This is a genomic window from Geomonas diazotrophica, assembly GCF_018919385.1.
GTDB lineage: Bacteria > Desulfobacterota > Desulfuromonadia > Geobacterales > Geobacteraceae > Geomonas > Geomonas diazotrophica.
In genome coordinates, this window is the sequence record NZ_JAHLMF010000003.1 from 207,264 (window position 1) to 226,555 (window position 19,292).

The 19,292-nt window shown below is 56.7% G+C and carries 17 protein-coding genes; all 17 read left to right on the forward strand.

Features of this window, described 5'->3' with window-relative positions; all coding sequences use genetic code 11:
• The first annotated feature begins 4 nt into the window (after positions 1-4).
• On the forward strand, positions 5-973 hold the full coding sequence (locus KOM00_RS04525; protein ID WP_216497646.1) for a cytochrome c3 family protein: 969 nt from the start codon (positions 5-7) through the stop codon (positions 971-973).
• Positions 974-1,040: 67 nt separating this feature from the next.
• Positions 1,041-2,039 (forward strand): glycosyltransferase family 2 protein, encoded by a 999-nt coding sequence (locus KOM00_RS04530; RefSeq protein WP_216497647.1) that lies wholly within the window; start codon positions 1,041-1,043, stop codon positions 2,037-2,039.
• A gap of 196 nt (positions 2,040-2,235) precedes the next feature.
• Positions 2,236-3,180, forward strand: coding sequence for a glycosyltransferase family 2 protein (locus KOM00_RS04535; RefSeq protein ID WP_216497648.1), 945 nt, complete (start codon positions 2,236-2,238; stop codon positions 3,178-3,180).
• The gene (locus KOM00_RS04540; RefSeq protein WP_216497649.1) at positions 3,173-4,354 is read left to right on the forward strand and encodes a glycosyltransferase family 4 protein; all 1,182 of its coding nucleotides are present in this window, start codon (positions 3,173-3,175) and stop codon (positions 4,352-4,354) included. The genes KOM00_RS04535 and KOM00_RS04540 overlap by 8 nt, the downstream gene beginning before the upstream one ends.
• Before the next feature lie 417 nt (positions 4,355-4,771).
• Positions 4,772-5,377 carry a winged helix-turn-helix transcriptional regulator gene (locus tag KOM00_RS04545; RefSeq protein ID WP_216497650.1) on the forward strand — a complete coding sequence of 202 codons (606 nt, stop codon included), beginning with the start codon at positions 4,772-4,774 and terminating at the stop codon, positions 5,375-5,377.
• Position 5,378: 1 nt separating this feature from the next.
• Positions 5,379-6,479, forward strand: coding sequence for a UDP-2,4-diacetamido-2,4,6-trideoxy-beta-L-altropyranose hydrolase (pseG, locus tag KOM00_RS04550; RefSeq protein WP_216497651.1), 1,101 nt, complete (start codon positions 5,379-5,381; stop codon positions 6,477-6,479).
• Positions 6,476-7,810, forward strand: a complete 1,335-nt coding sequence (locus KOM00_RS04555) for a flippase (RefSeq protein WP_216497652.1) — start codon at positions 6,476-6,478, stop codon at positions 7,808-7,810. Before pseG ends, KOM00_RS04555 begins: the two co-directional genes overlap by 4 nt.
• Before the next feature lie 87 nt (positions 7,811-7,897).
• Positions 7,898-9,253 (forward strand): DUF362 domain-containing protein, encoded by a 1,356-nt coding sequence (locus tag KOM00_RS04560; protein WP_216497653.1) that lies wholly within the window; start codon positions 7,898-7,900, stop codon positions 9,251-9,253.
• Positions 9,254-9,278: 25 nt separating this feature from the next.
• On the forward strand, positions 9,279-10,334 hold the full coding sequence (locus KOM00_RS04565; RefSeq protein ID WP_216497654.1) for an ATP-grasp domain-containing protein: 1,056 nt from the start codon (positions 9,279-9,281) through the stop codon (positions 10,332-10,334).
• On the forward strand, positions 10,331-11,551 hold the full coding sequence (locus KOM00_RS04570) for a glycosyltransferase family 4 protein (protein ID WP_216497655.1): 1,221 nt from the start codon (positions 10,331-10,333) through the stop codon (positions 11,549-11,551). The genes KOM00_RS04565 and KOM00_RS04570 overlap by 4 nt, the downstream gene beginning before the upstream one ends.
• A gap of 10 nt (positions 11,552-11,561) precedes the next feature.
• Positions 11,562-12,710 (forward strand): glycosyltransferase family 4 protein, encoded by a 1,149-nt coding sequence (locus KOM00_RS04575; protein WP_236026741.1) that lies wholly within the window; start codon positions 11,562-11,564, stop codon positions 12,708-12,710.
• Positions 12,711-12,727: 17 nt separating this feature from the next.
• Positions 12,728-13,915 (forward strand): glycosyltransferase family 4 protein, encoded by a 1,188-nt coding sequence (locus KOM00_RS04580; RefSeq protein WP_216497657.1) that lies wholly within the window; start codon positions 12,728-12,730, stop codon positions 13,913-13,915.
• Positions 13,909-14,829, forward strand: coding sequence for a glycosyltransferase family 2 protein (locus KOM00_RS04585; protein WP_216497658.1), 921 nt, complete (start codon positions 13,909-13,911; stop codon positions 14,827-14,829). The genes KOM00_RS04580 and KOM00_RS04585 overlap by 7 nt, the downstream gene beginning before the upstream one ends.
• A 7-nt stretch (positions 14,830-14,836) precedes the next feature.
• The gene (locus KOM00_RS04590; RefSeq protein WP_216497659.1) at positions 14,837-16,468 is read left to right on the forward strand and encodes an AMP-binding protein; all 1,632 of its coding nucleotides are present in this window, start codon (positions 14,837-14,839) and stop codon (positions 16,466-16,468) included.
• Positions 16,465-16,698: an acyl carrier protein gene (locus KOM00_RS04595; RefSeq protein ID WP_216497660.1), complete on the forward strand. Its 234-nt coding sequence runs from the start codon at positions 16,465-16,467 to the stop codon at positions 16,696-16,698. Before KOM00_RS04590 ends, KOM00_RS04595 begins: the two co-directional genes overlap by 4 nt.
• A 27-nt stretch (positions 16,699-16,725) precedes the next feature.
• A complete protein-coding gene (locus KOM00_RS04600) occupies positions 16,726-17,811 on the forward strand; it encodes an alginate O-acetyltransferase AlgX-related protein (RefSeq protein ID WP_216497661.1) in 1,086 nt (361 codons plus the stop codon).
• Complete coding sequence (locus KOM00_RS04605) at positions 17,808-19,256, forward strand: MBOAT family O-acyltransferase (protein WP_216497662.1); 1,449 nt, start codon at positions 17,808-17,810, stop codon at positions 19,254-19,256. Before KOM00_RS04600 ends, KOM00_RS04605 begins: the two co-directional genes overlap by 4 nt.
• Positions 19,257-19,292 lie beyond the last annotated feature (36 nt).

Sequence of the window (19,292 nt, forward strand, 5' to 3'; positions counted from 1 at the left end):
CGCGTTGGTCCTGTCTCTGATCTGCGTCGGCGTCACCCTTTCTCCGGGTGACGCCCTCGCGGACGCGTTTGACTGCAGTATCTGCCACAGGGATCTGGTCCGCGGGAGCGTGCCGCACAAGCCGGTTGCAGCGGGGAGGTGTCTGGACTGCCACCAGCAGTTCAACGATAACCACCCCATCGATAAGGGGAGCATGGGGTTCAAGGTCCAGAAGGAGAAGCTGTGTGCCTCCTGCCATGGGCAGCTCGTGCAGAAGGCCGTCCTGCACAAGCCGGTTGGCCTCGGCCAGTGTACTCTCTGCCACATGGCGCACAGCGCCGAAGTCAAATCGCTTTTGCAGGATCCCAGTCCCACCCTCTGTTTCCGCTGTCATCCCAAGGAGCACTTCACCGGGTCGTTCACCCACAGACCCGTTGCCGACGGTGATTGCCTCGCCTGTCACGACGCGCACCAGTCGGACAGCAAGTCCCTTCTGCGCAAGCCTGGCTCAGAGCTCTGTTTCATGTGCCACGACCGCAAGCTGGCCACAGGCAAATCCGTGCACCAACCGGTTCGAAACGGCGACTGCATCAACTGCCACCAGATCCACGGCGGCCCCTACAGAAAGCTCCTGAAGGACGATTACCCGACCCTTCTTTACAAGCCCTTCAGTCCCGAGGCCTTCCCGCTCTGCTTCCGCTGCCACGATCCCAACCTTGTTGCGGCGGAGACCACCGACAGGTTCACCAAGTTCAGAAACGGCGAGCGCAACCTGCATGCGGTTCACGTGAAGAAGGCGGCAAAAGGGCGATCCTGCAGGATATGCCACAACCCACATGCCGAACAGCAGGAGCACCTCATCTATCCCAAAGCTCCCGGGTTCGGTGCCTGGGAAATACCAATCCGCTACGAGTCAACCCCCTCCGGTGGGGGGTGCACCGTCGGCTGTCACAAAACCTTGCGCTACGACAGAGTGAAGCCTGTTGAACAGTAACAGTAAGTCTCCGGCGCCTCGCCACCCGGGGTGTAGTCTCCTCTGCCAGCCATCAACAGCCCCCCTGATGCTACCTAAATTCTCCGTCATAATACCGATAAAACCGGGGGGGGAAGTGCACGCCCTTGCAGGGCTCGCCGATACGACGTACCCCGAACACCTTTTCGAGGTCCTCATTGCCTACGGTTGCCAGCCGAGTGTGCAGAGGAACGCGGCGGCGCGAGAGGCACGGGGGGATGTCCTATACTTTCTGGACGACGACTCGGTCGTGGCGCCCGACTTTCTCCACAGGGCAGCCTGTCACTATCGGGACGAGCGTGTCGCTGCAGTCGGTGGGCCATCGCTCACTCCAGCGTCCGATTCACCCCTGCAGCGGGCCATCGGCATAGCCTTTGCCTCAGCGGTCGGTGGCGGCGGCGTCCGGAACCGGTACCGGAAGTTCGGTGCAGCACGCTACAGCAGCGATAATGAGCTGATCCTGTGCAATCTGAGCTTCAGGCGCGAGATGTTCCTGGCGCACGAAGGTCTGGACGAGCGGCTCTATCCGAACGAGGAAAACGAACTGATGGACCGGCTGCAGTGCGAAGGGCTCCAGTTGGTGCACGATCCGGAACTTGCCGTGGAGCGCAGCCAGCGTCGCACCTACCGCGCCTACGTCCGGCAGATGTACGGCTATGGGCGCGGACGGGGCGAGCAGACTCTCATATCCGGAAAGCTGAAGCCCGTTTCGCTGGCGCCTTCGCTCTTTTTGCTGTACGCACTGCTGACGCCGTTTGCTGGCGTCCCGCTTCTAGCCCTGCCGCTTTGGGCGTACCTCGTCATCGTACTGCTGGCATCGTTGCAGGGGACTTTGGCTGGAAAGGATGCCTCGCTTTTCCCGAGGCTTCTCTTTGTTTACCCGACGCTGCATCTCGTCTACGGCGCAGGGGTCATTCGCGGCTTGATCAGCCCTCGTTACCGTGGCGGGAGACAGACCCACTGGGAAGTTGAGGTCCGGCGGGTTAAGGCGTTCGAGAAAGACGTTCAAGGTTCGACGTCCGACGCTAACGGCGTCCGTCCGGATTAGTCGAGGGCAGTCCGGCGGGACGCTAACGGGCAAACCCGATCAGCGTACCTTGCAGTTGCCGCACTTGAAGTGCAGGCGACAGATCAATCAGCGTCGAATTCAGCTTCTGTAGCTGCTGGTGGCAAAGAAACCAGGACATGTGATGTTTTAAAGCGTTGAACGTTGTACGTTGAACGGCTTTTAAGGGGAGACCAGTGTGGATCTGAGCATCGTAGTTCCCATATACAACGAAGAAGATAACATCCCCATCCTGCATGAACGCCTCAGCGAGGCGCTGTTTGACACGGGGCTTGAGTACGAGCTGATCCTGGTAGACGACGGCTCCTCGGACAACTCCTACGCAGCGCTCAAGCGCCTATCCTCCAAGGACGACCGCGTCAAGGTGATTCGCCTGCGCCGCAACTTCGGCCAGACCGCCGCCATGGCCGCCGGCTTCGATTCCGCAACGGGCCGGGTGGTGGTTCCGATGGACGGCGACATGCAGAACGATCCGCTCGACATCCCGCTGCTTTTGAACAGGATCGACGAGGGGTACGACGTCGTGTCCGGCTGGCGCAAGGACCGCAAGGACACCTTCGTAAACCGGAAGCTCCCGTCCATCCTAGCCAACTCGATCATCTCCAGGATGACCGGCGTGTACCTGCACGACTACGGCTGCACCCTGAAGGCCTACCGGCGCGAGGTGCTCGACGACGTGAACCTGTACGGCGAGATGCACCGTTTCGTTCCGGCGCTCGCGCACCAGGTCGGCGCCCTGGTCACCGAGATGCCGGTCCGCCACCACGAGCGGCTGCACGGCAAGAGCAAGTACGGCATCTCCCGCACCATGAAGGTGATCCTCGATCTGATGACCGTGAAGTTCCTGCTGAGCTACTCGACCAAGCCGATCCAGCTCTTTGGCCGCTGGGGGATCTACACCCTGTGCGCGGGCACGCTGAGCGGTGCCGTCACCGTGTACATGAAGTTCTTCGAGAACACCAGCATGAACCGCAACCCGCTTCTGATCCTGACCGCGTTCCTGCTCTTCATGGGGGTCCAGTTCATCGTGCTCGGTCTCCTGGCGGAACTGAGCGCCCGCACCTATTATGAGGCGCAGGGGAAACCGATCTACAACATCAAGGAAAAGATCAACTTTGGCTGAAACTCCCCTGCGCGTACTGGTGCTGGCGCCGACCCCGTTCTTTGCGGACCGCGGCTGCCACGTCCGCATCCTCGAGGAAGCGAGGGCCGCCATGGCGTGCGGTGTGGATGTTCGGCTGGTAACCTACCACATCGGGCGCGACGTCCCCGGAGTCCCTACCGAAAGGATCGCCGGCTTTTCCTGGTATAAGAAGCTCGAAGCCGGTCCTTCCTGGGTGAAGCCTTTTCTCGATCTGCAGCTTCTGCTTAAGGCCTACCAGGTGGCGCGCGAGTTCAAGCCGCACGTCATTCACGCGCATCTCCACGAGGGGGCCTTCTTCGGTGCCTTCCTGAAGATGCTGATCCGCGTTCCCATGCTCTTCGATTGCCAGGGGAGTCTCACCGCCGAGATTACCGACCACGGCTTCGTCAAACCCGGTTCCCTATTGCAGCGCTTCTTCGCCACGTTGGAGCGCTGGATCAGCCGCAGTTCCGACTTCATCGTCACCAGCGCCAGTCCTACCGTCGAACTGCTGCTGAAGGATGGCGTGCCGAGGGACAGGGTCCGGGCCTTGATCGACGGCGTCGATACCGGCGTGTTCGCTCCGCAGCCCAAAGAAGAGATCCGCGCGCGTCTGGGGCTTCCCGAGAAGCGTCCCGTTGTTGCTTACCTCGGCCTTATGAACAGCTACCAGGGAGTGGACCTGCTGTTGGAAGCGGCCGCGTATCTGAAAGGGCAGGGGGCGAAGATCCACTACCTCATTATGGGCTTTCCCGATGCGCCGTATCGTGACAAGGCCGAGGCGATGGGTATTTCCGACATCATCACCTTTACCGGCAGGATCCCGTACGACGAAGCGCCGCTATATTTGAGTGCAGGCGACCTTGCCGTCTCCCCGAAAGTCTCCCTCACCGAAGCCAACGGCAAACTTTTCAACTACATTGCCTGTGGCCTCCCCACCGTCGTGTTCGACACACCCGTCAACCGTGAGATCCTTGGAGACTGCGCCCTCTACGTTAAATTCGGCGATGCCGTAGACTTCGCCGGAGCAATCGGCCGACTGGCCGGTGACCACGAACTTCGTGAAGACCTCGGAGCTGAAGGCCGCGAGCGGGCGGTCCAGTTGCACTCCTGGCAGGCGCGGGGTAAAGAGCTTGCCGGCATCTACCAGATGCTGAAATCCCATATCAAGTAAGGAAGATGCGGTTTGGGACTCGACTGAGATTCGACGATTTGATTTCTAATCGACGAATCCCGCTGAGATTCGACGATTTGATTTCTAATTCGACGAATCCCGCTGAGATTCGACGATTTGGTTCCAGATTCGACGAATCTCGCTAGAATTCGACGATTTGATTTCTAATTCGACGAATCTCGCTGGAATTCGACGATTTGATTTCTAATTCGACAAATCTCGCTGAAATTCGACGATTTGATTTCAGATTCGACGAATCTCGCCGAGATTTGACGATTCGATTTCAGATTCGACGAATCCTGCCCAGGTTTCCTTCTCAGGCGTTCTCTTTTCTCTGATGGCCTCAGATTTTCACCTTGTCAATGGTTTTGATGTTTGTTGTTGAAAATTGTGTGGGATTATACTACTGTTCACTCCATGAACGGTGACGATGAAAAGGTTTTAGATACTTATCGCTCTTTTCTCCTCCTCTCGGAGATCTCCGGTGACCAGCAGCTCTCGCAACGCGAGCTGGCGAAACGCCTCGGCATCGCCCTGGGACTGGTCAACTCCTACCTGAAGAACCTGGTGGCCAAAGGCTTCGTCCGGGTCAACAGCTACCCCAAAAACCGCTACGCCTACCTCCTCACCCCCAAAGGCTTCGCCGAAAAAAGCCGTCTGGCCTACCAGCACTTAAGCTATTTCTCCGGCCTCTACACGGTTGCCCGTCAGGATTACCTGAAGCTGTTCAAGTCCATGTCGGCTCACGGGGTCAAGCAGGTAGCCTTCTGCGGCATCGACGAAGTGGCCGAGATCGCCTACCTTTCGTTGAAAGAGGCGGGTATGGAACTGACGGTGGCAATGGACGCCGAGGCGGCAGGTCGCAAATTCTTCGACAAGTCGGTGGTGACCCCGGCTATCGGCCTGTTGTCGGGCAACCACAACATCGTGATCACCTCGATGAAGCGGGGCGATGCCCTGCGCGAGGAATTGCTGCGCATGGGAGTGGATACCGGACGAATCTACCAGGCAGGGAAGAGCTGATATGGCTGGCGGGACGAACACAAGCATCAAGGTCGTATTCCGAGCAGATTCCTCGGTGAACATCGGGGCCGGTCATGTCATGCGCTGCCTTACACTTGCAGCGGCCTTGCGTGACAGAGGTTGCACCGTCTCATTCATCAGCCGGGACCTTACCGGAAATATATCCGCCAACGTGGAGGCTGCCGGTTTTCGGATGTTCAGGATTCCTGCAGGTGCAAACCCCTGCCCCGACGTACCCTTTGCGCTGGATGTGCCGGCGGATGTCGCCCAGACCGCAGAGATCCTGCGGCAGGAGCAAAATGTCGACTGGCTGGTGATCGACCATTATGGTATCGATGCCACGTGGGAGACCCCATTGCGCTCCCTGGTCGGCCACATCATGGTGATTGACGACATCGCCAACCGCAAGCATGACTGTGATCTCATCCTCGATCAAAACCTCTATGAAAACATGGAATCGCGTTACGACGGACTTGTGCCGGAGAACTGCGCGAAGTTTCTGGGGCCGCGCTACGCCTTGCTCCGTGATGAGTTCGTGCAGGCACGCCGCTCTCTACGGGAGCGCGACGGCTCGGTTAAGCGGGTTCTGGTCACCTTCGGGGGGGGCGATGCCAGCAACGAGACCGCCAAGGCCCTGGAAGCGTGGCGTCTTGTCGGTCGCGAAGACGTCGTGGTCGACGTCGTCGTCGGTGCGGCGAACCCCCACCGAGAGCAGTTGAAACAGTTGTGTTCCGAACTGCCCAATGTCTCCTTCTACTGCAATGTGAGCAACATGGCCCAGATGATGTCCGAGGCCGATCTCGCCGTCGGCGCCGGCGGCAGCACCACATGGGAGAGATGCTTTCTCGGGCTTCCCTCCATCACGCTCATCGTCGCCGAAAACCAGGCCGAAACCACAGCTGCTGTTGGTCGCAGAGGGGCAACGTTGAACCTCGGCTGGTATGAGAACGTAGCGGCCGCCGACCTTGCGGCAGCTATTAAGCAGGTCATTGGAACACCGGAGGTCATGCGAGACATGATCCGCGAAAGCTTTGTATTGATGGGAGATTCCGCGTCGCCCGGAGCTGTTTTGCTAGTAGAGAGGCTGTTAAGGAAATTATGAATCAGGCATGGGTTAGCTACCTCCCCGCATTTCTAAGAAAGCGGGTGGAGGGCAGGCACGAACTTCAGAAGGTCCTCACCAACGCCGGGTGGCTTTTCGGCGACCGACTGCTCCGAATGGGAGTAGGGCTCTTCGTCGGGATCTGGATCGCGCGCTATCTCGGCCCGACCCAGTATGGTCTTTTGAGCTATGCCGCGTCGATGATTGCGGTGTTCTCGGCAGTAGCTGTGCTCGGGTTGGATGCCATTGTCGTTCGCGAAGTAGTGAAAGAACCAGAGAGAGAGCAGGAGATCCTTGGAACTGTTCTCACACTTCGCCTGCTGGCTAGCTTCATCGCATACATCTTGATGGTAGCTACTACGTTCTTACTGCGCCCTGATGACCGTCTGTCTCAGATCTTGGTCGCAATCATGGGATGGGCCATGATTTTTGGTTCCTTTGACACCATTGACCTGTGGTTTCAGTCGAAAGTTTTGTCAAAGTACGTGGTTTATGCAAAGAATACTGCATTCCTCATCGCCTCTATTGTACGGGTGGTGCTTGTTGTCACTAAAGCGCCCGTGGTTGCTTTTGCGGCGGCCAACTCATTGGAATTCGGCCTTGCAGCAGTCGGCCTCTGCTGTGTATATCGCAGCAATGGCCAGTTGATAAGCAAACTCAGAACGAGTTGGGAGCTTGCGCGAAGACTGCTGGGGGACTGCTGGCCCCTCGTCTTATCGAGTGTGGTCTTCATGGTCTATTTACGCATCGATCAGATCATGCTTGGGCAGATGGCCACCTCGCATGAACTCGGTATCTATGCCTCGGCTGTAAAAATCGCCGAAATTTGGTTCTTCATCCCGACCGCGATCGTGTCTTCGGTATTTCCCAATATCGTGCGCGCGAGGGAAGTGGACGAGAAGGAGTTTTATAACCGGCTGCAGAAACTTTACAACCTCCTTGCATTCCTGGGCTACGCCATTGCCATTCCAACCACGTTTATAGCCAGTGTGGTGGTTCACCTCTTCTATGGTGAGGCATACGCAAGCGCCGCGCCGATGCTGGTGCTCCTCATCTGGAGTGATGTTTTTGCTAACCTCGCAGTTGCCCGAAACACCTTCTTAATGGCGATGAATTGGACGCGAGTCCTCCTGGTCATGACCTTCTTGGGCGCACTGGCAAATATCGCATTGAACTTTTGGTGGGTACCGAAATACGGCGGGGTCGGGGCGGCTGCCGCCTCATTGATTTCCTATTGGTTCGCGGCACACGGCGGCTGCTTTCTTTATAAGCCGTTACGCAGGACCGGTGGCATGTTGACCCGCGCTCTGATCTATCCACGGTTCTGGTAGCTTGGCTCTGAGAACCGGTACCTCGGAGATGCTCCTAAGCTATGGCAGCAATAGGAAAGGTTCCAAAGGAGAACCCAGGAAATGTACTTGGATGAATCCATCGTAGGCCTCGCTTCGATGAAGGGGAAGAAGTTAGATTACTCCGATGTAGACCGGATACAGGATCTATTACGACAAGTGTCGGGTGAGGTTTGTCGTGCAAACGCAATACCGGACCTGCCGTTGGGCGGAATCGTCAAACCTGGAAGCTCTGTTCTCCTAAAGCCAAACTGGGTTCTTCATCAGAATTTCAGCGGCAAAGGTACTGATTGTCTCGTCACGCACCCCAATTTTGTTCTGGCGGTGTTAAGAGAGGTCTTTAGCTGCTCTCCCAAAAAGGTGGTCATAGGGGATGCGCCGGTGCAAGGTTGCATCTTCGAAAACATCGTCACGGACAGTTGGCGAAAAGAAGTCGAAAAAATCGCAACCTGTCCTTATGAAATCGTTGATTTTCGAAGAACCGTTCTTAAAGAGGGCGGGCTGACAGTTGGACAGGTAAAAGATGCCCGCTCTCAGGATAGATTTCTTCTATTTGACCTAAAAGAGGACAGTCTTCTAGAGCCGGTAAGCAAAAATAACGTAGCATTCAGAATAACCTGCTACGATCCGGATATTCTTGCTAAACGCCATCATAAAGGCAAGCATCAGTACTTGTTGTGCAAGGAACCCTTTGAGAGCGACGTAATCATCAATTTGCCCAAAGTGAAAACCCATAAGAAGGCAGGCCTGACCGCAGCATTGAAGAACTTGGTCGGCATCAATGGAAACAAGGAATACCTGCCCCATCATCGTGTCGGAAGCCTTGTAGAGGGGGGAGATTGCTACCGTCAACTCTCGCCTTTAAAAAGAATTGCAGAATATTGTCTGGATGAGGCCAATAGAAACATTGGAACTCAAACCTGTGCCAGATGGATGAAAGGGTTCGAGAAAGTAATTAAGCTCCGTTCCCGGTTCGGGGATACTGAAATCGAAGGCGGTTGGTATGGCAATGATACTGTCTGGCGGATGGCGCTAGACCTGAACAGGATTGCCCTCTACGGTAGGCTTGATGGCACTATGTCAGATGCAAAGCAAAGGCACATCTATTCCATAGCGGACGGGATCATCGGTGGCCAAGGCGAAGGGCCTCTGGCTCCGACTCCGTTGGACTTAGGGGTCTGCACCTTGGCAGCTTCGTCTGCCTACGCGGACCTAGTTCACAGTTACCTGCTAGGGTTGGATTTCAGAAAGATCCCACTGGTTAGGGAAGCTTTCGGGGATTTTCGATTCCCGTTGGTTGGGGGTGACGCGGCAACCTGCCAGGTGGCGGCACAGCAGAGGCTCTATTCGCCGATGGATGTGTCGGCCGAATTTGGACAAAGGGCGGTTCCTGCGCGGGGATGGCAAGGGCATATCGAGTTATAGCTCCTCATAGATCAAGGAGATTGGAATGTTGATTGGCATACATCCGGATCATGTATGGGGGACCAGCTTCTCCGACAGGTGGATACCGTTTTTGAAAACTCTTGATGTGGACGTCAAGATCTTGGATTTGCTTCGCCAGGACGCACTTGACCAAGTCAAGGGATGCGATGGCGTGATGTGGCGTTGGGCGCACCGGGCGCAGGACAAGCAATCCGCGAAGATGATCTTGTACGTCATCGAGAAGTATCTTAAGCTCCCAGTCTTTCCCGAAACCAAGACTTCATGGCACTTTGATGAAAAGGTGGCTCAGAAATACCTTCTGCAATCCTTGGATGTGCCGCTCCCGGATCAATGGGTCTTCTGGAGTCACGACGACGCGTCTGCATGGGCAAAGTGTCAGGCAAAGTATCCGGTGGTCTTCAAACTTTCCGTAGGCGCTGGGGCCTCGAGTGTTGCCAAGGTGGACTCTTGCGCCGAAGCTCTCTCCTTCGTAGACCGCATGTTCAAAAGGGGAATCTTCCCGATGACCATGAACGAGTTTCGTCATCGGTTCATTCCCGCAAGTCGTCGTGAGGCGAAGAAGTTTTTGTGTCGTTTCACCGATACTTTTGGTTACATCGCGATGAACCAGTATCCGCGTCTCGATTCGGAATGGTGGAAGCCGGAGATGGGCTACGCGCTATTCCAGGAATTTCTTCCCAAGAACGAGTATGACACCCGAATAACAGTCATAGGTGACAGGGCCTTCGGGTTCAGAAGATATAACCGGCCCAACGATTTCAGGGCGTCTGGCAGTGGAAACATAGATTACAATCCTGCCGGCATCGATCTGGAGATGGTGAAAATTGCCTTCGAGACCTCGAAGGCGGCAGGCTTCACGTGCATGGCCTACGATTTTCTCTACAAGGACGGGAAACCGGTGGTTTGTGAAATCAGCTACACTTTTGCCGATTATGCCATCCACTCCTGTCCGGGGCATTGGGACAGCAACCTCTGCTGGCATGATGGCCAGATGTGGCCGGAGGATGCCCAGATCATAGATTTCGTAGAGTCAATCCGCAGAGGGAAAACTACGTCATGAGGATTGGCTTTGTAACCACGGAATACGTGACGGAAGAGCAGAATTACGATGGGGGGCTGTCCAATTACCTTAGTAGGATAAGCCTTGCTTTGAAGAGCAAAGGGCACGAGCCCGTCATAGTAGTTGCATCGTCATCTAACGGAAGCTTTCGTCACAACGAAGTTGAGGTAAACAGGGTGAAGGCCCTCTGTTACAGCAAAAGGTTGATGAAGATCCTCCAAATATTCCCTGGCCTCGATTGGAAAGTAGTCAGTTGGCAGCTCAATAGGAGAATTCGAAGGCTTCATCAAGAGCAACCTTTTGATGTCGTTCAGTATGCGAGCGTCGGAGCCACGATCCTGTCGCGGCACCAAGATATTCCGTCGGTTGCGAGAATTTCGGGTAATCAGAAACTTTGGGATATCGCCTATGAGGAAGCTCCGTCCCGTAAGAAAAGTGCCTACCAGGATCTCGAAATCGCAGGTCTGGGGCGGGCTGATTCGCTGTATGGCCCGAGCAGGGTGATTGCGGATTACCTCAAGGCGAATCACGGCTTCGACGTTCAAATCATAGAGTCCCCCTTCGTGCAGGAGTGCAGTGCCTTTAACACTGACGTCTATAGCAACATCCGTTCGAGAGTTGCCGGCGACTACCTCCTGTTTTTCGGATCGTTGGGGCTCGCCAAGGGGGTCAAGACCATAGCCGACATGGCGCATGATCTCCTCGAAAAGTATCCAAAGCTGAGCATGGTCTTTGTGGGCAAGGACATGGGGTACAATGGTCAGCCTATCATGAGCTATGTGTTGGAAAGAGCCGGAGAGCATGCCGATAGAATAGTCTGGCACGACAGGGTCAAGCATGAGCAACTCTATCCTGTTATCGAAGGGGCAAAACTGGTCCTGTTGCCCTCGAGGATCGACAACTTTCCCAACTGCTGTGTCGAGGCCATGGCTTTCAAAAAAGTCGTGATCGGGACCAAAGGCGCCAGCTTTGAACAGTTGATAGATGATGGCATCAGCGGACTGTTGTCCATTCCCGACGATCCACAGAGTCTGCTTGCTGTGGTGACAAAGGCCCTGGACATGCCGGAGCAAGAGCTTCAAGAGATCGGCGAGCGATCGTCACGGCGCGCAATGGAGCTGTCACCGGAAAAGATAGTTGAGCAGTTGCTGGCGTACTATAAGGACGTAATCGAGCGCACCAAGGCCAAAGAGATCAAGGCCGGACGGGTGCAGTAGGGTGGCCGGTTTGTCAAAAACCCTGCGCGGGAAGAAGGTCGTTTTCGTCTTTGGAAGTCTCGACCTAGGCGGCGCTGAACGACGCGGGCTCCTGCTGGCGGATTACCTCCAAAAATGCACTGGGGCCGTTGTCCAGGTCATCGGGTTGAACGACACGCCCGGCCGGCTTTCTTCCCTGTGCGATCAGCTTGGCATATCCTGGTGGGGCGTCCGCTTTCATTGGGGACTCAGGCGTCGTGTTACTTCTTTTCTCAGGGCGGTTCAGGCTGTCCGCCGGGGCGAACCGGACATCGTCCTTTCCTATACTCGTGTCCCTAATTTGGTCTGTGCCTGGGGGAAAAGGTGGCTCGGAGCGAAGTTGCTTGTATGGAACCAGGCGGATGAGGGACTACTGCTGAACGGCTCCTTCGCATTTCGTGTCGCGGCTGAGGCGCCTGACTGCTTTATTTCCAATTCAATGGGGGGGCGGGCCTTCCTGATGGAAACCTACGGCATCTCCCCGGACAAGGTCAACGTGGTACCAAACGGCGTCGCAATGGCCACGCCGCGGCTGGGAAGGGCTGAGTGGCGTAGTCAGTGGGACGTCGCCTTGGAAGTACCGGTTGTCGGAATGGTCGCCAACCTCAGCGTCTACAAGGACCACGACACCTTGGTCCGTGCCTGGGGCCGGGTCATCGCTGCCGGTTGGAAGCAGCCGCCTGTTCTGGTACTCGCCGGCAGGTGTGACGGTACTGAGCAGGGGCTGAAAGCTCTGGCCCATGACTTGGGCATTTCTGAGCAGTTGAAGATCATTGGTGCAGTTGATGATGTGGCGGGCCTGCTTCAGGCACTCGATCTCTTTGTCTATTCTTCCCGAAGCGAAGGCGTCCCAAACGGCGTGCTCGAGGCAATGGCATCCGGCTTGGCGGTAGTTGGCACCGATATTCCGGGCATACGAGAGGCGGTAGGCCCGGAGGGGGTGGCATACCTGACTCCCGTAGGCGACTGCGACGCGATGGCTGACCGGATAATAGAGTTGCTGCGGGAAAAAGCAGCCAGGCAGCAGGTGGGGCAGACGCTGCGGGAGCGGGTCGAGCAGAGCTTCTCCCTTGAGGTCATGTGCCGGAGGTCGGAGGACGTGATCGCCAGTGCCTTTCGTCATTATCAAAGGAAGGATTAGCTGGGAGATGGGTAAGCATGACGGTCCTTGAGAAAGATATGATCGCGGTGCGGTTGAACACGAGCCCCTTGGTGCGCAGTGTCGCGACACTCGGATGCCTGCTCGGCAGGATGATGCCCGTTCGCAAAGGGGCTCCCCTCTTCTTTTTCTACCCCTTCTTCCACGTGGGGGGGGCGGAAAAGGTGCATGCGGCGATCGTTCGGTGTTTTGCGGGGGAACACCCCTGGGTATTTTTTACCAAGAAGTCCGCCAATGACGGATTCCTTCCCTTATTTGGAACCAAGGCACGGCTTTGTAACCTTTGGCAGCTCTTGAAGTACGGCTACCCGCTGAGTGTCGGGATTATGGCCGGGTTTATCAACAAGCACGACAAACCCATCGTCTTTGGCTGCAACAGCCTCTTTTATTATCTGCTCCTTCCCTACTTGAGGAAGGAGGCCCGTTGCATCGACCTCATCCATGCCTTCGGCGGGGGCTCGGAACATTTCAGCCTTGGAGTGGCCGAGAGGCTTGACGCACGGATTGCAATCAACGAGCGGACGGTAAACGACCTAAAGGCACAGTACCGCGCCAACGGCATGTCTGATTCATTGGAAAACCGGATTGTCTTGATCGAAAACAGTGTCGACGTGCCGGATGAACTGTCACCTAAAATGCGGGGCACGACGTTGAAGGCGCTTTACGTCGGCAGGGGGTCTGAGGAAAAAAGGGTGCATCTTGTGGGGCGGGTAGCCTCGCGTTGCCGGCAACGCGGCATCCCCGTTGATGTCGTCATCGTAGGGGATGCCCTGCAGGCCGTCGAGGAACCGGATCGCGTCAATTGCACCTTTCTTGGGGAAATATCGGATCAAGAGCAACTGCAGGCCGTGTATCGCGATGCGGACCTGCTGCTCCTTACCTCCAGCCGCGAAGGATTTCCGATGGTGATCATGGAAGCCATGGCTTTCGGAGTGGTGCCCGTCTCGACCACCGTGGGAGGAATCCCATCCCATGTCCACTCGGGAACCAACGGCTGGCTGGTCCCGGAGGCCGCGGATGAAGGGGAAATCGTGGACCGGATGTGCGAAATGGCCGCCGCCATGTGCGAAGAGCGCGACCTGCTCGAGAAGTTGTCACGAAATGCCTATTCCTATGCGAAGAAGCATTTCAGCGGGGAATCCTTTTGCGCCGCCTACCGTGGTCTTCTCTTAGGTGAAAGATGCTGATATCGATCCTCGTACCGGTGTTCAACTGGGACATATCAAGGCTGATTGCCTCACTTCTGGCAGAGATAGATACACCCGCTTTAGAGGGACTGGTCGAACTCATTGTCGTAGACGACGCATCTACCGATGCCGCGCTTCTTTCCAAAAACAACGCCTTCCTGGCCAGCAATTCCCGGCCCTGCTTAAGATATCTTCCGGCCAGGGAAAATCTTGGGCGTGCCAGGGTCCGCAACACGTTGGCGGCAGAAGCTAGCGGCCGTTTTCTGCTGTTTCTTGACTGCGATGTACTCCCCGACTCCGGCGATTTCATCGGCAAGTACCTCTTCTGTGCAGAGGCGGACAGCCATGACGTCGTATGCGGAGGAATAAGTTACCGCACGAGAGTGATGCTTGGCACCGAGTTTGACTACCACGCCTACCTTGGCAATCGCAAAGAGGTAAAATCTGCCGCTGACAGGAACAAGGAACCCTGGCGCCACATTCTCACCTCCAACATCATGGTCAGAAAAAGCGTCTTTGAGTGCACCTCTTTCGACGAGCGCTTTACCGGCTATGGATACGAAGACATCGAATGGGGGGTACGCTTATCGAGGGAGTACCGGATCCTGCACATCGATAACACGGCATCGCACCTCGGTCTGGTGTCGAAGATAACCACTTATGACAAGATGCGGGCGTCCGTACGCAACTATCTGCTTCTTAAGGAGCTCTGCCCGGGTGCTTTTCACGCCTCGACGATCAGTAAACTGGTTTCTCTTTTGACGGGCCTCAGCGAATCGTTATTGGAGAAAATCGATGTCATATTGAAGAGCATGTTCTTGAGTCAAAGTCGTAACGATGTGGCATTTTTGCTCTATCAATTTAATTTTGCAGTGTTACTAGCACTCGGAACAAAACGAGCTGCACGGCGGTAAATCTAACATGGAAGATGTGATCGCGAACCAGCAGCATAACATCGGCGATATCTGTACCCGGCAGCAGTGCCTGGCGGGGAGGGGGGGGCGCCTTGCTTTCCGCTTCATCAACGTCCAGGGGGAGCGCCAGGACTTCACCTTCCTCGACCTGGACCGGGAGAGCAGCAGGTTTGCCAACGTACTGCAGAAGCTTGGTTTTGCCGCAGGGGACGTTTTCTTCACGTTCCTTCCGAAGATGCCTGAGCAGTTCTTCTCCTTCTTGGGGGCGCTCAAACTTAACGTCATCGTGGGGACACTCTTCTCCAACTTCGGGGACGACGCACTTCTGGACCGGCTTGGAGATTCAAACGCGAAGGGCATCCTGCTCAGGAAAAGCGCGCTGAAGAAGCTCGGACGGATCCGCGAACGCCTCCCTGCGCTATCGCTGGTGCTCGTGGTCGACGCAGATGCGGACCTTGCTCCGGACATCCTCAGCTATCGCAGGCTCATGCGGGAGGCTGCACCGGAGTTCACTGCTCCGGTTACCGGCGCTGATACCCCGTCGGTTCTGCACTACACCTCGGGCTCGACCGGAAAGCCCAAAGGCGTGTTGCACCGCCACGGCAGCATTGTGCACCAAAGCCGGACGGGACGCGAAGTGCTGCAGCTTGGGGAGGAGGATACCTACTGGTGCACCGCTGACCAAGGCTGGGTAACCGGGACCTCCTATGGCATCATCGCGCCTTGGAGCCTGGGGGCCACCCAGATACACTACGGCGGCGGCTACGATGCCGGGGTGTGGTTCGACATTCTCGAACAAGAGAAAGTGACGGTGTGGTACACCGCTCCGACCGCGCTTCGCATGCTCATGCGGGAAGAGGAAAGCGTCTTCAAGGGGAGGGATTTGAACGCCTTGCGGCACGTCTTCAGTGTGGGGGAACCGCTTAACCCCGAGGTGGTCCGATGGGGGGCGGAGGTGCTGGACCGGCAGATCTACGATACCTGGTTTCAGACCGAAACCGGCGGCATCATGGTCAGCAACCGGCCGGGCCTCCCCGTGTTGCCGGGCTCGATGGGGAAACCCGTGCGGGGCGTGGAGGCGGCAATCCTCTCCGATTCAGGGGTGCCGCTTCCCGACGGCGCTCAGGGGCATCTTTGCCTGAAGCCGGGATGGGAATCTATGTTCGTGACCTACCTCAACAACGAGGCCGCATATCACTCCAAGTTCAAGAACGGCTATTACTACTCCGGGGACACCGCCTATCGCGATGGCGAGGGCTACTTCCATTTCATGGGCAGAAGCGACGACGTCATCAACACGGCAGGGCACCTGATCAGCCCGTTCGAGGTCGAAAGCGCGCTGCTGGAAATCCCTGAGGTGGCTGAATCGGGGGTCATCGGCGCGCCCGATGAACTGCTTTTTGAAAAGGTCGTCGCTTTCGTTTCGCTGCACGACGGGTGCAGCCAGTCGCCGGAGCTCGAACTCAAAATCCGGTTGCACGTGGCCAACAGGGCCTCTTCCATCGCCACCCCTCAGGAAATATTCTTCGTGGCCTCGGTGCCGAAGAACAAAAGCGGCAAGATAATGCGCCGCGTCCTGAAGGCCCGTTACCTGGGAACCGATACCGGAGACATATCAACACTGGAGGACGATGTATGACAACAATGGAGCGGCTCAATGCCATTTTCTGTGAGGTGTTTGACGATGACGATCTGGAGATTGCGCCGGAGATGACGGCCGCCGATGTGGACGGGTGGGACTCGCTGTCCCATATCAACCTCATCGTGGCCGTCGAGAGTGCGTTCAAGATCAGGTTCAACCAGCGGGAGCTGCTCACCTTCAAAAACGTCGGCGACCTTTTGCATTCCATCGAAAGCAAGATCGGGTAACGCCTCCATGCACCACGGAAGCTCAGAATGACCAAAAGCCTTAAATGTCTTTACACCGCAGTGATGCTGTTCGCCGCGTTCGTCGTTGTCGGGGGGAAGTTTCCTGCCGTCGGCAGGCTGTTTCTCCCGAAGGAGCCCACGGCGTACATCCTGGGCGACCAGTACCGGATGTGCGACCTCGACCGCTTCCGGGAAGAGATCCCGGCGGGAAAGCCCTCGGCCGCTGCCACCTTGGAAGAGGCTGACGTTCTCACTCTTGGCGACTCGTTTTTCAACAGTGCCCTTGCCTCCGATATCTTTGCCAACGAGCTCGGCCGGCGGTTGGGGGGGAAGGTGCACAACCTTGCCACCAAAGAGTTCTTCGAGCCGCAAAGCTATCCCCTGTCCTACCTGCAGCACATCGGATACCGGGGCGACCGCAAGAGGATCCTTGTTCTTGAAACCGTGGAGCGCAGCGCGCTGGAAAGGTCCGGTACCTACAACGGAGCGGGGGCGGCGGCCGGCAACGAGCTCGACGCCCTCGCCTTCAAGGTGCTCAAGAACAACGACGTCGAATACTTTTTCAAGCACAACGTGATGGTCGGGCCATTGGAGTCCCGGCTCAAGAACTTCAGGTTCAAGTACCTGAACATCGTCGACAAATCGATAGGCGCGTATTCCCTGAACCCCAACATGCTTTTCTATCAGCGTGACGTAGAGTTCAGCAGGGTGAAAAAGACTGACGCTGTCGTTGTCGCGGCTGCCAGGGACATCGCAAAGCTCTCTGCCACCCTGAAGGAACGCTACAACATTGACCTTGTGTACATGGTCATCCCGGACAAGTACTCGGTTTACCGGGGGCTGGTCAAGGGTGCGCCTTCGTATGACCGGTTCATCCCCCGCCTTTGCAGCAGGCTGACCGAGTTCGGCGTGAAGAACATCGATGTCTACACGCTCTATGAGCGCTACAACCGGCCTGGAATACCGCCCCTGTATTTTGCGAGCGACACGCACTACACCGCCCACGGCAAAGCTGTCCTCGCCGAGGCCACGGCAAACATGCTCCGTTCCACCCTTCCCGCCAGAGGAGACGGCATGAGCACGATAGCGTCTTCCGGGGAGGGCGGCAGATGAACTTCAATTCCATCGAATACCTCCTCTTCGTTCCGCTCGTGTTTCTGGCACTGCTCCTTGCCGGCGCAAGGTTTCGCTGGGTGGTGCTCCTTGCCGGGAGTTGTTACTTCTATCTCACGCTGAAGCACCTGTACCTGCTGATGGCGCTCTTTGGCGTTACCGCCGTCACCTACCTTTGCGGCATCGGCATCGAACGGTGCAAAGAGCAACGCTGGAAGCGGGCCTTCTTCTGGAGCGGCGTAGGTGCCGACCTCCTGGTGCTTGCAGGCATGAAGTATCTCCCCTTCATCGAAGGGAACCTGAACCTCCTGCTTAAGGGGGTGTCCTCGGGCCTTGCGGTTCCGGAAGGGCGCGTCCTTGTTTCCATCGGCGTCTCCTATTTCGTATTCCAGGCTGTCTCCTACCTGGTTGACGTGTATCTCGAGATGGAAAAGGCCGAGCGCCATCCGGGCTACTTCGCGCTTTACCTCGCCTTTTTCCCGAAACTGTTGCAGGGGCCCATAGAACGGGCTGGCGATCTCCTGCCGCAGCTGCGTGAGGCACAACCGTTCGACCAGGAAAACATACGGGCAGGCCTGCTCCTTTTCGGGTGGGGACTTTTCAAGAAGGCCGTTGTGGCTGACCGCCTTGCCTTGTACGTCAACACGGTCTACGGCGACGTGCATGCCTACACCGGGCTGACCCTCTGGATTGCGACGTACCTCTACGCTTTCCAGCTCTACTACGACTTCTCGGGCTACACCGACATGGCCCTGGGAACGGCTCGCATGCTAAACATCCGGCTCACGCAGAACTTCGCGACACCGTACCTGTCACGGTCGGTGGCCGAATTCTGGCGGCGCTGGCACATTTCCTTTTCCCGCTGCATTCTTGACTACATCTTCAAGCCGCTCCAGATGCAGTTCCGTGCCGGGAAGAACTGGGGGACGGCAGCTGCCCTATTGATCGCCTTCCTGGCTTCTGGGTTGTGGCATGGTGCCAGCTGGTGTTTCGTCATCTGGGGCGGGTTGCACGGCATCTACCTCGCGTCGTCTGTCTTCTACAAGCCCTGGCAGAAAAAGATGCACCGGCGCCTTGAGGTGGAAAAGTCGGGGCTGCTTAAGGTCTGGCAGACCCTCTTCACCTTCCACCTGGTCTGTTTTGCCTGGATCTTTTTCAGGGCGGCCTCGGTTTCCGATGCTTTTTACGTCGTCGCGCACCTGTTCGAAGGAAGTTCCGGGTTAGCCGACCTCTTTGCGGCTCAGGGGGCGACCGACCTCGCTATCGTCTCGGTATCGGGCGTGCTCATGCTGTCGGTCTACCTGGTGCGGGAGCGGAACTTGGCGCAAAAGGATTTTTTCCAGGCGCCACTGTGGATCCGGTGGGGAGTGTATCTCGGACTCACGGCAGGGCTGCTCTTCTTTAATATGGACAGCAACGCAGGTTTTATTTATTTTAACTTCTGATGTGGCAGGCCGGGCAGAGCACCAGGCAACTGGCAA

Coding starts and splice junctions, on each gene's coding strand:
- KOM00_RS04530 (WP_216497647.1), top strand. CDS start 1,041: ATGCTACCTAAATTCTCCGTCATAATACCGATAAAACCGGGGGGGGAA.
- KOM00_RS04545 (WP_216497650.1), top strand. CDS start 4,772: ATGAACGGTGACGATGAAAAGGTTTTAGATACTTATCGCTCTTTTCTC.
- pseG (WP_216497651.1), top strand. CDS start 5,379: ATGGCTGGCGGGACGAACACAAGCATCAAGGTCGTATTCCGAGCAGAT.
- KOM00_RS04555 (WP_216497652.1), top strand. CDS start 6,476: ATGAATCAGGCATGGGTTAGCTACCTCCCCGCATTTCTAAGAAAGCGG.
- KOM00_RS04565 (WP_216497654.1), top strand. CDS start 9,279: ATGTTGATTGGCATACATCCGGATCATGTATGGGGGACCAGCTTCTCC.
- KOM00_RS04570 (WP_216497655.1), top strand. CDS start 10,331: ATGAGGATTGGCTTTGTAACCACGGAATACGTGACGGAAGAGCAGAAT.
- KOM00_RS04580 (WP_216497657.1), top strand. CDS start 12,728: ATGACGGTCCTTGAGAAAGATATGATCGCGGTGCGGTTGAACACGAGC.
- KOM00_RS04585 (WP_216497658.1), top strand. CDS start 13,909: ATGCTGATATCGATCCTCGTACCGGTGTTCAACTGGGACATATCAAGG.
- KOM00_RS04590 (WP_216497659.1), top strand. CDS start 14,837: ATGGAAGATGTGATCGCGAACCAGCAGCATAACATCGGCGATATCTGT.
- KOM00_RS04595 (WP_216497660.1), top strand. CDS start 16,465: ATGACAACAATGGAGCGGCTCAATGCCATTTTCTGTGAGGTGTTTGAC.
- KOM00_RS04600 (WP_216497661.1), top strand. CDS start 16,726: ATGACCAAAAGCCTTAAATGTCTTTACACCGCAGTGATGCTGTTCGCC.
- KOM00_RS04605 (WP_216497662.1), top strand. CDS start 17,808: ATGAACTTCAATTCCATCGAATACCTCCTCTTCGTTCCGCTCGTGTTT.